13 protein-coding genes are annotated in these 13,672 nt (G+C 62.3%); 6 read left to right on the forward strand and 7 right to left on the reverse strand.

The features are described 5' to 3' along the window. The first annotated feature begins 2 nt into the window (after positions 1–2). The 3 genes from AC1RMG_RS20195 to AC1RMG_RS20205 all read left to right on the forward strand — a co-directional run bounded on the left by AC1RMG_RS20195 (position 3) and on the right by AC1RMG_RS20205 (position 3,624). Positions 3–1,877: a DUF2075 domain-containing protein gene (locus AC1RMG_RS20195; RefSeq protein ID WP_011062132.1), complete on the forward strand. Its 1,875-nt coding sequence runs from the start codon at positions 3–5 to the stop codon at positions 1,875–1,877. Between the two features lie 290 nt (positions 1,878–2,167). Further along, positions 2,168–2,551, forward strand: a complete 384-nt coding sequence (locus tag AC1RMG_RS20200) for a DUF6124 family protein (protein WP_370059360.1) — start codon at positions 2,168–2,170, stop codon at positions 2,549–2,551. 305 nt (positions 2,552–2,856) lie between these two features. Continuing rightward, a complete protein-coding gene (locus AC1RMG_RS20205; protein ID WP_493170076.1) occupies positions 2,857–3,624 on the forward strand; it encodes an HNH endonuclease in 768 nt (255 codons plus the stop codon). 131 nt (positions 3,625–3,755) lie between these two features. On the opposite strand, the gene AC1RMG_RS20210 is transcribed toward AC1RMG_RS20205, so the two are convergent. From AC1RMG_RS20210 to AC1RMG_RS20230, 5 genes are read right to left on the reverse strand one after another with little or no spacing between them, the layout of a single operon-like run. Next, positions 3,756–5,789 (reverse strand): LTA synthase family protein, encoded by a 2,034-nt coding sequence (locus tag AC1RMG_RS20210; protein ID WP_493170078.1) that lies wholly within the window; start codon positions 5,787–5,789, stop codon positions 3,756–3,758. A 49-nt stretch (positions 5,790–5,838) separates the two neighbouring features. After that, a complete protein-coding gene (locus AC1RMG_RS20215; protein WP_262212386.1) occupies positions 5,839–6,450 on the reverse strand; it encodes a hypothetical protein in 612 nt (203 codons plus the stop codon). Beyond that, a complete protein-coding gene (locus AC1RMG_RS20220; RefSeq protein ID WP_493170081.1) occupies positions 6,450–7,745 on the reverse strand; it encodes a sialidase family protein in 1,296 nt (431 codons plus the stop codon). Before AC1RMG_RS20220 ends, AC1RMG_RS20215 begins: the two co-directional genes overlap by 1 nt. Positions 7,746–7,790: 45 nt before the next feature. Further along, on the reverse strand, positions 7,791–8,336 hold the full coding sequence (locus AC1RMG_RS20225) for a cytochrome b/b6 domain-containing protein (protein ID WP_493170083.1): 546 nt from the start codon (positions 8,334–8,336) through the stop codon (positions 7,791–7,793). Beyond that, entirely contained in the window at positions 8,336–8,602 is a 267-nt protein-coding gene (locus tag AC1RMG_RS20230; protein ID WP_041752407.1) for a PepSY domain-containing protein, read from the reverse strand. The genes AC1RMG_RS20225 and AC1RMG_RS20230 overlap by 1 nt, the downstream gene beginning before the upstream one ends. A 170-nt stretch (positions 8,603–8,772) precedes the next feature. Between AC1RMG_RS20230 and AC1RMG_RS20235 the strand changes: the two genes are divergently transcribed. The 3 genes from AC1RMG_RS20235 to AC1RMG_RS20245 all read left to right on the forward strand — a co-directional run bounded on the left by AC1RMG_RS20235 (position 8,773) and on the right by AC1RMG_RS20245 (position 11,547). Beyond that, complete coding sequence (locus tag AC1RMG_RS20235; RefSeq protein ID WP_011062140.1) at positions 8,773–9,435, forward strand: response regulator; 663 nt, start codon at positions 8,773–8,775, stop codon at positions 9,433–9,435. Continuing rightward, complete coding sequence (locus AC1RMG_RS20240) at positions 9,432–10,814, forward strand: ATP-binding protein (RefSeq protein WP_011062141.1); 1,383 nt, start codon at positions 9,432–9,434, stop codon at positions 10,812–10,814. The genes AC1RMG_RS20235 and AC1RMG_RS20240 overlap by 4 nt, the downstream gene beginning before the upstream one ends. 190 nt (positions 10,815–11,004) lie before the next feature. Continuing rightward, complete coding sequence (locus AC1RMG_RS20245; protein ID WP_019095866.1) at positions 11,005–11,547, forward strand: hypothetical protein; 543 nt, start codon at positions 11,005–11,007, stop codon at positions 11,545–11,547. A gap of 75 nt (positions 11,548–11,622) precedes the next feature. On the opposite strand, the gene AC1RMG_RS20250 is transcribed toward AC1RMG_RS20245, so the two are convergent. Both AC1RMG_RS20250 and benC read right to left on the reverse strand, forming a co-directional pair. Continuing rightward, the gene (locus AC1RMG_RS20250; protein WP_493170086.1) at positions 11,623–12,396 is read right to left on the reverse strand and encodes a 1,6-dihydroxycyclohexa-2,4-diene-1-carboxylate dehydrogenase; all 774 of its coding nucleotides are present in this window, start codon (positions 12,394–12,396) and stop codon (positions 11,623–11,625) included. A 252-nt stretch (positions 12,397–12,648) separates the two neighbouring features. Next, entirely contained in the window at positions 12,649–13,662 is a 1,014-nt protein-coding gene (benC, locus tag AC1RMG_RS20255; RefSeq protein ID WP_401017576.1) for a benzoate 1,2-dioxygenase electron transfer component BenC, read from the reverse strand. Between the last annotated feature and the right edge of the window lie 10 nt (positions 13,663–13,672).

A 13,672-nucleotide genomic window follows, 5' to 3' on the forward strand; every position in this document is an offset into this window, starting at 1 on the left:
TTGTGATCGTTTACTCGGCGACCAAACAACAATTCCTCGACGTTTGCGACAACAACGATATTGAAGAGGTGATCCTCAAGCACTTCAAAGAGGCCACTGGCAAGAAAGTGGCGGCTTCAGAGATCCGATCTTGGCAGGGATCGCTCACTTACATGGCCAAGGTCTTAAGAGACAAGGACCTGCCGGAGGATGCCGGAGTAGCCATTGAGCTACATATTCCGCAATCCATGAAACGTATCGATTTCTTGCTAACAGGCCACGACCAGCACCAGGGTAAAAATGCCGTGTTGGTGGAACTGAAGCAATGGAGCAAAGCCAGCGCCACCAGTAAAGATGCGATCGTAAAAACCGCGCTGGGTGGCAGTCATGTTGAAACCATTCATCCTTCCTATCAGGTGTGGTCTTACGCCACTTTGCTGGAAGGCTTCAATGAAGCCGTCTATGACCAAGGCATCAAAGTCCACCCGTGCGCTTACCTGCATAACTATGTCAGCGATGGCGTTATCAACTCGGCTCACTACGATGCCTATACCAGCAAAGCGCCTTTGTTCCTAAAAGGTCCTGACGAGCTGACGAAACTGAGAAGCTTCCTCAAACAGCACATCTATTACGGCGACAACCAAGAAGTTCTTTACGAGCTTTCTAGCGGTAAAAGCCGCCCCTCCAAGGCTTTGGCTGAAGCACTAACTGGGCTAATGGAAGGTAAGCCTGAGTTCGTTCTGATTGATGATCAAAAGACCGTCTTCGAGTCAGTACTTGCGGCGGTCGCAGAGGCCTCTGCCGATGCTCCGAAGGTGCTGATCATTGAGGGGGGCCCTGGTACCGGAAAGACAGTAGTAGCCATCAACCTGTTGGTCAGGCTCACGGCCTTAAGACTGATGAGCAGGTATGTCTCAAAAAATGCCGCCCCACGTGCCGTGTACGAAAAGAAACTGGTCGGCACTGTCAAACCCACCAAGTTCTCCAGCCTTTTCTCCGGTTCGGGGGCTTATACCGAAATCAAGCCTGACTTTTACGACGCGCTGATCATTGATGAGGCTCACAGGCTGAATGAGAAAAGCGGGTTTTATGGCAACGAGGGTGAAAACCAGATCAAAGAACTGATTGGGTCCGCGAAATGCTCAGTGTTCTTTATCGACGAAGATCAACGCGTAACCCTTAAGGATATTGGCAGCAAACAAGCAATCCGAGAGTTCGCTAAGGCCCGAGGGGCAACGGTGGAGGAGTACACCTTGTCCTCCCAATTCCGTTGCAGTGGCTCCGATGGTTACCTGGCATGGCTAGATGACGTCCTGGGCATTCGCAAAACCGCGAACCCAATACTCGATGCCAGTGAATACGAGTTCAAAGTGTTCGACTCGCCACAAGCAATGCATGAGGCAATCGAACAAAAGAACCACGGAAACAAGGCGCGTGTCGTCGCGGGTTATTGCTGGCCATGGAGCAGCAAGAAAGACCCTAAAGCCAAAGACATTGAAATCGGTGAACACTACGCCCGCCAATGGAATCTGGATCAAGACGGCAGTCTGTGGATCATCGCGGATAAATCTGTGGATCAGGTCGGCTGCATTCACACCTGCCAAGGGCTAGAGGTGGATTATATCGGTGTGATCATCGGGCCAGATTTGATCGTGCGCGATGGAAAGGTAGTGACATCCCCCAAAGCGCGAGACAAATACGACAAGACGATTCGTGGTTGGAAAAGGCTGATGAAAGAGCAGCCCGACTTCACGCGACAAGAGACTGATCTCATCATCAAGAACACCTATCGGACCTTGATGACCCGAGGAATGAAGGGCTGCTACCTTTATTGTACCGACCCAGAGACGGCGCAATATTTTGCCAACCGACTGGCAGAGGGGGAGCCAGCTTTGTAGGTGTCGTTAGTCAGGTTTCCTATTCCGGTGATGGCGTACCCAATCCTGCTATCACTGGAAGGCTAGCGAAGACTCCCCCCTCTCTACCTTTCAGGTGCCATATTCACTGCCCAATTCACAACTCCGTGTAAGACTAGTCCCTTTCTATTGAGCAACTTTTCCTAGAGAGTTCAAACGCCTTGTAACTTCAAAAAGTGCTGCCTAGGCTCGGTCCGTCGCTGCACATCAGTGATCGGGTTTAGCAGCTCGAAATAGCACATTGGCGCACCCACTAATATTGGAGATGCACCATGAAAAAGCTCGTTCCCGATCCGCCTCTGTCCTTGCCTGGACAATTCAGAACCCTCGAACACGATATCGACACCCAGCGTATTCGCATGGCCTTGGCGGTGAATAACGCAGAAAGCTCGATCCTCAATAGCCTGAAAGACACCGTGCCTACATCCGTAGGTCATCACTCCATGTTCAGTGTCCGCCCCGGCATCAATGCCGAAGAAGCCTTGGTGCATGTGTCATTACTGCTGGACTGTGCAGTACAGGTCAGCGATGAAATCACCGAACGCGCCAGCGGTGTGGAGCGTGGTTTGATTTGGTCGATGATCCATTCGGTGGAGATGGCTAGAGCGGTGGTGGATTCGTTGCTGGATGCCAATAGACCGGCGCAGCATCGGTAATCGACTAGATACTCAGAAGTCCGAAAAATATGGAAGCGGGGTGAAGAATGATTTGCCCCGTTTCTGTTAGGCCGCTTTCGCTGGCAAGCCAGCTCCTACAGATGCTGTAGCCCTTCGATATTGCTTAAGCTCTCTCACTGCCCAGCTGTGGCCATAGACAAGTGGTGAGAGGCAACGCGTCCCTTCCCTGCTCGTCCCGTTTCCTACTCACTAGTGAACTCCCAAACCTGTTAGTAAAAGAATATCCTTACGGCCTCTTACGCTGTTTCGTACAGCGAATCGGGAAACCTACGGATAGCCCCCGCATGACCTCTGTACCTACCAGCAATCAATCCAACCCTGCTTGGAGCCGCGACGAGCTCGTTCTTGCCCTGAACTTGTACCTCCTTCACCGCAACGGTTTACCCGGGGTGAATCATCCGGATGTTTTGGCGTTATCACTGGCTCTCAATCTCATCGGCAATGCCACCGGGGTGAGCAAGAATCAGAGCTTTCGCAATGCCAACGGTGTGTGCATGAAGCTCAACAACTTCCGGCGTTGGGACCCGAGCTACACCAACAACGGGCGTACGGGGCTTGCGAAAGGCAATAAGGATGAGCAGTTGGTGTGGCTGGAGTTTGCCAATGACCCGGAGCGTCTTGCTGAGGTTGTGGCGGCGATCAATGCCAATGTTCAGACGATTCCAGCTAGCCCTATCGATTTAAGTGCAGCGGATGACCCGGGCTTCTTCGAAGCAGAGGAAGGCAAAGTGCTCACCCGGGTGCATAGGGTACGGGAAAGAGACAAGAAAATCGTTAAGCGCAAAAAAGAAGAGGCGCTGAAGCAACATGGGGCGCTTCAGTGTGAGGCGTGTGGTTTTAATTTCAGCCAAACCTATGGTGCAGATGTGGAGGGGGTGATCGACGTCCACCACACTAAACCTCTGCACACGCTCCAGCCGGGTGACAAAACTAAGCTCTCTGATTTGGCGTTGTTGTGTGCCAATTGCCATCGGGTGGTGCATTCGCAACGCAAGTGGCTGAGTGTGGCTGAAGTGAAGGAGCGGTGTCAGGCCAATCGGAAGCAGACGTAAATGTGATGTTGTGACTCCCTGGTTTGGGGAGTCAGAGTGGCTGGTTGGAGGGTTTGGTGGCGATCTTGCGGCCGCCTTCGCTGGCAAGCCAGCTCCTACACGGGCTGGCGTCAACCGATGGCTATGTGGTGTCAGCGAACATTCCGATACAACATCAACCGCGCCCCCTCATGCATCCCCCGGGTCAACTCCAGCAACCTCTCAAACTCCTGCGGATGCTCCTGCGCCACATCCTCACGCGGTGTGTTTGACGCGAGGTCATGCAAGGTCGCGCCACTGCCGTCGTGCTGCATCTGCAACAAAAAATCCTTGGTCACGCCGCCAATCACCGGGAAGGTTCCTTCCCTTAATACCAGCGGCACCACCCGCTCGCCTTCCGGTGCAGGCTGTTGAATATCCCGCCCCATGGCGCCATTGGTGAAGGGCATCCCGGCCATGCCGGCTACGGTGGGTAGCAGGTCGGCGAGGCCGACGGCTTCTTCGATCACTCTGGGCTGCAACATCCCCGGGGCATGGATCAGCAGCGGTACGTTGTTGCTTTCCAGCCCTAGCTGTTCAAAGGCGGGGGCCATGTGGGGGATCTGGCTGATGCGGGTGTTGTGGTCGCCGAAGAACACGAAAATCGTGTTGTCGTAGTAGCCGCCCGCTTTGGCGATCTCCATTAGGCGGCCGATGTTGAAGTCCAGCAGGCGCACGGCGTTGTATTGCTCCAGGCTGCGGGAACCGGCGGCCTGGACGTGTTCCAGGGGCAGGTCCTGGGCTTGGAAGCCGTCGTTGTCCTCGGGGATGGTGAACGGGCGGTGGTTGCCGGAAGTTTGCAGGTAGGCGAAGAACGGTTGGTCCCGGGGTATGGCGCGCAGCAGGCGGTCGCTTTCCTTGAACAGGTCGAGGTCGGAGATGCCCCAGACGTCCACCTGGGGCGATTGCCAGTGGCTTTCGTCGTACAGGCGCACGTTGTCGATGCTCTGGCGGATCAGGCCGTTGATGTTGGCCCAGCCGGCGTTGCCGCCGATCAGGTAGAGCTTGTGGTAGTCGCTGAAGGCGTTGATCAGGCTGTGTTGGCGGGTGATCAGGGGCTGGCGGGTGGCGGTCTCTTGGCGGGTGACGTCGGGCACGCCGGTGATGCTGGCCCATACGGTCTTGGCGGTGCCGGTGACCGGGACGTAGAAGTGTTTGAAGAACCAGCTCTGGCGGGCCAGACGGTCGAGGTTGGGGGTGGGGTTGAGTGGGTTGCCGTAGGCGCCCACGGCGCTGGTGCCGAGGGATTCGAGCATGACGAAGATGACGTTGGGCGGCCGGGGGCGGTCGATGCGGTACGGCTGCACGCCTTGCTGGCGGGTGAAGTTCAGGCGCTGCGGGTCGGGGTTGTCGACGCCGAGATAGCGGGCCAGGGCCGGGTAGTGTTGGCGCACTTGGGCTTCGTCGTACTGGGCCTCGCCGGCCTTGAGGGTGTCGTAGAAAAACAGCACGGGGTTCAGGCCCAGGGCGGCGATCTGGCTGTTGCCGGAGAAGTAGGCATCGCTCCAGCGCAGGGGCACGGGGTTTTCCAGGTTGAGGTTTTCTACCCGGCCCAGCAGGCCGAGGAACACGGCGGCGATGCCCAGGGCGCTGACGCAGGCCAGGGACCAGCGGCCCAGGGGTTGCGCCGGGCGGTCGAGGGTCCGGCGTTCCAGGCGCAGCAAGGCGTAGCACCACAGGCTCAGGGCGCTGCCCCAGGCGAGGACGATCCACAGCACCGGGTAGCTTTCCCAGAGCATTTGCCGGGAGATCTGTGCGTCGTCCAGGTAGCGCAGCACGGTGGCGTTGATGCGCACGCCGAGGTAGGCGTAGTGGCCGAAGTCGATGATGTACAGCAGCCCTACCCCGCCCAGTACCAGCAGCAGATAGGCCCGGGCCAGCCAGCGCAAAGTTGGCAGCCGCAGCAGGTTCCAGCGCGGCAGCCAGGCCAGCAGGGCCAGGGGTAGCAGTATCAGCAGGGTCAGGCGCAGGTCGAAGCGCAGGCCGATGCCGAGGGTCTCCAGAATGGCCTCGCGCTGGTCGGCGGCGCTCAGGTCCACCCCGGAAAAGCCCACGGCGAACAGCAGCCGCAGCAGTGCCAGCAAGCCGAGTACCAGCCCGATTGCGCCCACGCCGTAGCGCAAGCGGCGTGATTGCAACCCGCCCATCATTGACCTCTGTGTGGTGTTGTCGAAGGCCGCGGCGCGGCCTGTTGGTTTACCCGGCAAGGGGCTGCCCGCGGCTGCGCTGGGTGACGCGGCGCCACAGCCACAGCAGCAGCGCGCCGCTGCCGGCGATCAGGCAGTAGCCCGCCAGCAGCGGGTCCAGCAGGTAGTCCCAGTAGTTTTCCGAAGGCTTCAGACGCAGGGCAAAGGCCAGGGTCCCGGCCGCCAGCATCAGTACCCCCAGCAGGTTGCGCTGCCACAGCAGCACCAGCGCCGCCAGGCCCATCAGCACGATCATCGGCCGTGGGTTGTAGCCCCAGCGGTAGGGGTCGAGGTAGGTCAGGCCCAGGGTCGCGGGGTACAGGCTCAGGGTCAGGCCGATAAACAGCAGCAAAACCTGCACTCGGTGTTTGGCTGGCAAGGGCGCAATCACCCCCAAGTGCCGCAGGCTGACCCAGCCCAGCAGCACCAGGGTGCTGATGGCCAGGTCATCGGTGAAGCTGCGCACATAGGCCGCCAGCGGCAGCTGGTTCAGTGGAATAAAGCTGACCAGGGCCAGCACGGGCAGCAGCCAGGGCCGCCAGGGCGCGGTCAGGCGCAGGCTGCCGAGCAGCACGAAGCCCAGGAGGATAAAACTCAGGTGTGCTTGCCATAGCGACAGCATCACAAGCGCTCCGCCAGCCACGCCGCGTTGAAGCTGACGTGCTTGATAAAGGTGTTGTTCCAGGAATAGACCAGGTGGTACAGGCCGTCCGCCCCGCGGCTGAAGTAGGGGTATTCGTACTCGAAGTCGCAGCCCTGGGGCTTGCACACCCGGTAGTCGAGGTTGCTCAGGAAGCGCTGTTCCAGGGGCAGACGCCGGGCGCCGCTGGAGGCACGAAAGCCTTCGCCGATGATGTCCTTGTAGGCCTCGTGGGAAAACGGCTGGCCCAGGGGATCGGGGGACTGGTCCAGTTCCACCAGGGGCCGCCATTGGCTGAGGCCGGCATCGGTGCCGTACAGGCTGAGTTTGAAGCGTCCGTCCTGCAGGTCGTTGAGTGCCACCAGCAGGCCCTGGTCGTCGGTGCCCACCGCCGCCAGCGATGAGTTGGGGTTGGACGGTTGCAGCGGATAGGGCTCGCTCCAGGTCTGCCCGGCGTCTTCGGTGCGGCTGGCCAGGACCTTGTGGTGGGTGTCGCCGGCGTAGCGCAGCATGGCCACGGCGCGGCGTGCGTCCAGGGGCACGATGGTCGGTTGCAGGGAGTGCTTGCCACGGCTGATGCGGAATTTGTCGATCACCGCGCCGTCGGCGCTCAGGTACAGGTACTCGGCGAACTTGCCCATGAACTCGTGGTACACCGGCAGGCCGATCGCGCCGTCGGCATGGAACACCGGCGCGGCGCGCACCAGGGTGCTGATGTTGAAGAACGGCGAGGTAATCAGTTGCCGCGGCGCCGACCAGCTGCGCCCCAGGTCATCGGAAACCATCAGGTTGATGGCGCTGGTGGCCCAGCCGCCCACCGACACCGAGACGTAGAACATCCACAGGCGCTGGTCCGGGCCCAGGGCGATCACCGGGTTGCCGAGCTTGCGGATATAGCGCCCGGTGCCGTCACGGGTCGATTCGCGGGTGGCCAGTACTTGCTCGGCGCCCCACTCGCCGCTCTGGGCGTCAAAGCGTGCGCTGCGCACCTGGACGTCGGCGGCGCCTTCCCGGGAGCCGGCGAACCACACGGCCATCAGGTCGCCGCCGGGCAAGGCGGTCACCGAGGAGGAATGCACGAAGTCATCCAGGTCCGAGGAGACGAAGCGGCTGTTGTATTGCGGCGTGCTGTTGGCTTTAGCCGCATCGCTGCCGACGGCGGCCTGGGCGAACGGCGCCAGTTGGTGAGGCGGATGGCTGCGCCAGGCGGCGATAAAGACGGCGGCCAAGAGCAGGCTGCTGCAGAGGAAGATCAGGCGAAAGGACAGCGCACGCATACAGGAGCCCGTGGCAAATACAGGGTGGGAACAAGGGAAAAACCATTAGCGCTTATCACTGCCCGGCAAGGGCCGGCGGCGGCCGGTGAGCATCGACAACGGCAGGTTGTCGCGCACCTGCAGGCTTTCAAAAATCGCCGCGCACACATGCAGCAGCACCAGGCCCAGCAGCACATCGGCGCTGGTTTCGTGCACCTGCAGCGGCCAGTCGGCGCCCCACAGGGCATCGACCTCTTGCATCAGGAAACCGCTGATGCCGATCAGCAACAGGGCCAGCAGCATCAGCAGCATCACCAAAGCCCCGAGGGGCGAATGCCCCAGGCGATGCTCGGGGCGCCCGACCCGCAGCGAGCGCAGGTGCCGCGCCAGCCGGGCCCGGGTCGGCCAGAAGTCGGACCAGCGCGCACTGCGCGGCCCGACAAATCCCCAAACTGTGCGCAACAGCAGCCAGGCCATGGCGTAGTAGCCGAGCCAGACGTGCCAGTCGTCACCGGCTTCATTGAAGAAGTAGTTGCCGATAAAGACCCCGGCGATGGACAGGTGAAACAGTCGCACCAGCGGGTCCCACAGCCGCAGGGAAGCCTCTGGCATCAGCCTTTGATCTCGGTCTTCACCGCCTTGCCGGTGACCGGGTCGTGGTAGATCTCGACCTTGCGCTTGTCCTTGTCGAAGCCGTAGATCTCGTAGCAGTTGCCGTCGGTGACCTTGAACTTGCTGATCTGGTAGCCCTGGGCCTTGAGCTGTTCCTGAAAGGCCTTCTGATCCTGCCATTGCGAGCGTTCGGCGGTGGTGCATTGCGGGCCGGCGAGGGCCAGGGGGCTGGCGAGAACCAGGGACAGCAGGAGGATCTTGCGCATGGAAAACGCTCCGGTGATGGGGGAGATTCCACTGTGCAAAACCAAGCTTAGTGAAAGCTTAGTTGGCAACGCGCGGTAACATTTTCCCCGCTAAAAACCCCTGCCGACGGACCCTGGCCGGCGTCATCATGCGCCCCTTCCCTGCCCCCTCGCCCTACCGAGAACCGCCCATGCGCCTGCTGCTTGTCGAAGATGATCGTGCCCTCGGCCAGGGCATCCGCGTGGCCCTGAGCGCCGAAGGCTACACCCTGGACTGGCTGCAGGACGGTGCCAGCGCCCTGCACGCCCTGCGCACCGAAAGCTTCGACCTGTTGCTGCTGGACCTGGGCCTGCCGCGGCTCGACGGCCTCGAACTGCTGCAGCAATTGCGTGCCGCCCAGCAGGACCTGCCGGTGCTGATCCTCACCGCCCGCGACGGCACCGCCGAACGCATCGCCGGGCTGGATGCCGGGGCCGACGACTACCTGGTCAAGCCCTTCGATGTCGAGGAATTCAAGGCCCGGGTCCGCGCCCTGCTGCGCCGCAGCCAGGGTCGTGCCCAGCCGCTGCTGGAACACGCCGGCATCCGCCTCGACCCGGCCAACCAGCAGGTGCAGTACCAAGACAACGAAGTGGTGCTCACGCCCATGGAATACCAGCTGCTGCACCAGCTGATGGTGCGCCCGGGCAAGGTGGTGACCCGCGAGCGCCTGTCCCGGGCGCTGTACGGCTGGCAGGACCGGGTCGAGAGCAACACCCTGGAAGTACTGATCCATAACCTGCGCAAGAAGCTCTGCAGCGAGCTGATCCGCACCGTGCGCGGCGTCGGTTACGTGCTGGCGCTCAAGCCATGAACTCGGTGCGCACGCGGATTCTGCTGCCGGTCCTGGTGCTGGTGCTGCTGGGGGATTTGCTGATCAGCTGGCTGGTGCTGCGCGACAGCCACCACGAAATCGAAGAGGTCTACGACGCCCAGCTGGCCCAGAGCGCGCGCCTGCTGCAAGGGGTGCTGCGCCAGCGCGACCCGGCTCAAAAGCCGGACGCGGCGGACTGGGAGCGCCTGCACCAGGCCTTCGACCAGGCCATGAGCCGGGTCGGCGTGGCAGGCGCGGCCCACCCTTATGAAACCCGCCTGACCTTCCAGGTGTGGCGCGATGACGGCCAGTTGCTGATGCGCTCCGCCGAGGCCCCGCTGCTGGAGGCGCCGCCCACCACCCTGGGGGCCCACGACATCCTGGAAAACGGCAAGGACTGGTGCGCCTTCCTGCTGGCCGACCCACAGCAGGGCTTGCTGATCTGGGTTGGCGAGCGCGATGACATCCGCCAGGACCTGATCCAGCGCATCGTGCGCCATACCCTGTGGCCGACCCTGATCGGCGTGCCGCTGCTGGCGTTGCTGATCTGGCTGACCATCGGCTGGGGCCTGGCGCCGCTGCGGGCCATGGCCCGGGCCATTCGCGGGCGCAGCAGCGACACCTTGCAGCCGCTCGGGCTCAAGCCCCTGCCCCAGGACCTGGAGCCGATGCAGACCGCCCTCAACCAGTTACTGGCCCAGATCGACAGCCTGCTGGAGCGCGAGCGGCGCTTTATCGCCGACGCCGCCCATGAACTGCGCACGCCCCTGGCGATCCTGCGGATTCATGCGCAGAACGCCCAGAGTGCCAGCAGCCCGGAGCAGCGCCGGGAGGCCCTGGATTTTCTAGTGAGCGGCGTCGACCGGGCCACCCGCATCGGCAGCCAGTTGCTGACCATGGCCCGCATCGAACCGCAGCTGAACAGCCCGCGCCTGAGCCGCATCGACCTCAGCGCCCTGGTGCGCGAAGAGCTGGCGGAACTGACGCCCCTGGCCCTGGAGAAAGACGTCGAACTGGTGCTGGAAGGCGACGAAGGCTGCCTGATCGCTACCGACCCGGTGGCCCTGGCCATCGCCCTGCAGAACCTGGTGACCAATGCCCTGAACTTTGCCCCAGCGGGCAGCGAGGTACGGGTCGGCCTGCGGCCCCAGGCGGACGGCGCGATGCACCTGTGTGTGGAAGATGCGGGGCCGGGTATCGACGAGCAGCAGCGCGAGCGTTTGCTGGAGCGCTTCTACAGCCAGGGCAACGCCAATGGCGCCGGGCTGGGGCTGGCGATTGTGCAGATGATCGTCAGCAAGATCGGCGGTCGCCTGGAGTTGCGCAATCGGCCTGAGGGCGGGCTGTGTGCATTGTTGTTGCTGAGGCCGGCGCTTTAGTCGGCGGCGCGAAGGGCCTATCCTGTGCGCCGCTCGGGAATGGGGGCGGCCTTGCGGGCGTATTCGCTGGCAAGCCAGCGCCTACACAAGCACGCCCCCGTAGGAGCCGGCTTGCCGGCGAAAGCGTCCGTAAGATCGCCTTCGTCGGCAGCCGACTCCTACAAACGAAATGACAATCAGGGAGACACCCATGGCCATGCCGGAACGGCTGAAACCAACACCCGCCACGCCGAAAATACGTGCGCTGATGAAGGGCTTGCTGAAGCAGATCCTCGACCGCATCTGGGACAACCAGGAACGGGAAAGCCCCGAGATCAATGCACTGATCCAGCAGTGGAACAGCCACGCCGGCCGGCCTTTCGAGTTCCACGAATTTCGCGATATGCACAGCCATACCAGCGCGGCGAACTTTCTGCGCACGGCCTTTCATCAGGAGCGCTACGTTGACGACCTGAGCTTCGCCGAGGCCTGCGCCGTGGCGGATTTCATCTGCCAGTGCGAGGGCACGGAGTCTGATACGGACTACGCCCTGAACCTGCTGGAAACCAACTTCCCCGAGGCCAATGCCTCGGACCTGATCTTCTGGCCCAACGAGTGGTTTGGCGATCAAGATATGTTGCATATCGAGCTGAGCTCGGCGCAGATCATCGGTTATCTGATGGCGCAGTCTTCGCGGCAACTGCAGGATGCACCGCCGATCACCTTGCCCTACCCCATTCCACCGCAGCCATAGAGGCCATCGGGCTGGCCAGCTGCATAAGCACCGCCGTGGCCAGCCACAGGTAAGGGCGTCCAGTTCGCCCCTCGTTCAGCCCTGATCGCCGCCGCCCACCGGCAGCACCGTGCCGGTGATGTAGGAGGCTTCGTCGGAGGCCAGGAACAGGATCGCCGCTGCCTGCTCGTCAACGCTGCCGTAGCGGTGCATCAGGCTGCTATCCAGGGTCTGGTCGACGATCTGCTGGTACCAGACCTGCTCCTCGGGGCTTGGCTCGGCGCTGTTGCGCGGAATGCGCCGCGGCGGTGCCTCGGTGCCGCCGGGAGCGGTGGCGTTGACCCGCACGCCGCGGCCGGCGGTTTCAAAGGCCAGGCACGCAGTGAGTGCGTTGATGCCGCCCTTGGCCGCGCCGTAAGGCACGCGGTTGAGGCTGCGGGTGGCGATGGACGAGACGTTGACGATGGCGCCGCGGCCCTGCTCCAGCATCTGCGGCAAGGCGGCGTGGCAGCACCACAGGGTGGGGAACAATGAGCGGCGCACTTCGGCTTCGATCTGCGCCGGCTCGTAGTGCTCGAAAGGCTTGGCCCAGATGGTGCCGCCGACGTTGTTGATGAGGATGTCGAGGCGGCCGAAGTGGTCGATGGCGGCGGCCATGATGCGGCTGCATTCGCTGTACTGCTCCAGGTCGGCGGTCAGGGCCAGCACCGGGTAGCGGGGGCTGAGTGCAGCGGCCAGTTCGAAGACCAGTTCGGAGCGATCCACCAGCACCACGCGAGCGCCCTCCTCGGCCAGGCGTTCGGCAACGCGACGGCCGATGCCCTGGGCGGCGCCGGTGACCAGGGCGACTTGGTTGTGGAAACGGTTCATGGAAACCTCGTGAATGCAAAAAAATAGGGAGAACACCACCCAACGTAGGAGCCGGCTTGCCGGCGAAGAGGCCCTTGAGCCTTGCAGCACCCTGATGGACGCCTTCGCTGGCAAGCCAGCTCCTACAATGCTATGCCTTGCCGTGTGGGATCCCGTAGGAGCCGGCTTGCCGGCGAAAGGGCCCGCGAGCCTTGCAGCACCCTGATGGACGCCTTCGCTGGCAAGCCAGCTCCTACAGCGGCGAGGCGCTCTTCAGGCGGCGCTGGCGGCGAATTTCTCGTAGTAGAAGTTCGCCGGGGCGATGCCCTGTTCGCGGATGAACTGGCTCACCGCCTCCACCATTGGCGGCGGCCCGCACAGGTAGACATCCACATCGCCCTGATTGAGGTGCGCCGGCTCGATGTGCTGGGTCACGTAGCCCTTGCGCGGGTACTGGCTTTCGGGGTTGGCCACGCAGGCGCTGAAGCTGAACTGCGGGATACGCGCGGCAAAGTCTTCCAGGCGCTCCAGTTCCACCAGGTCGAAATCGTTGGTCACGCCATAGATCAAATGCAACGGGTGCTCGCTGCCCTGCTCGGCAATCTTCTCCAGCATCGCGGTGAACGGCGCCAGCCCGGTGCCACCGGCCAGCAACAGCAAGGGCCGGCGGATGTCCCGCAGGTAGAAGCTGCCCAGGGGCCCGGCCAGGGTCATGCTGTCACCGGCTTTGGCGAGACTGGTGAGGAAGCTGCTCATCAGGCCGCCGGGCACATTGCGGATCAGGAAACTGACTTCGCCATCGCGCTGCAGGGAGCTGAAGGAATAGGCGCGGGTCTGCTCGCTGCCAGGCACGCCAAGGTTGACGTACTGCCCCGGCAGGAACGCCAGCTGGTTCAGGGCCTCGCCCTTGATCGACAGGGCGATGGTGCTGTCGGACAACTGGCGCACCGCGCTGATGCTGGCCTGGAAGGTGGCCTGCCCGGCCCGGCAGACCTGGGACGAGGCCGGCACCCGTACCACGCAATCACCGAGGGCGCGCATCTGGCAGGTGAGGACAAAACCCTGCTCGGCCTCGTCGGCGCTCAGCGCGTCCTCGATGTAGTCCTCCCCCAGCTCGTAGCGCCCGGCTTCGGCCAGGCACTTGCAGGTGCCACAGGCGCCGTCGCGGCAGTCCAGGGGAATATTGATGCCCTGGCGGTAGGCGGCGTCAGCCACGGTTTCGCCCGGGTTGGCGTTGACGAAACGGGTCACTCCGTCTTCGAAATTGAGTGCGATTTGATGGCTCATGGCGGTCGCC

This window comes from Pseudomonas sp. GW822-FHT04H02 (genome assembly GCF_058800645.1).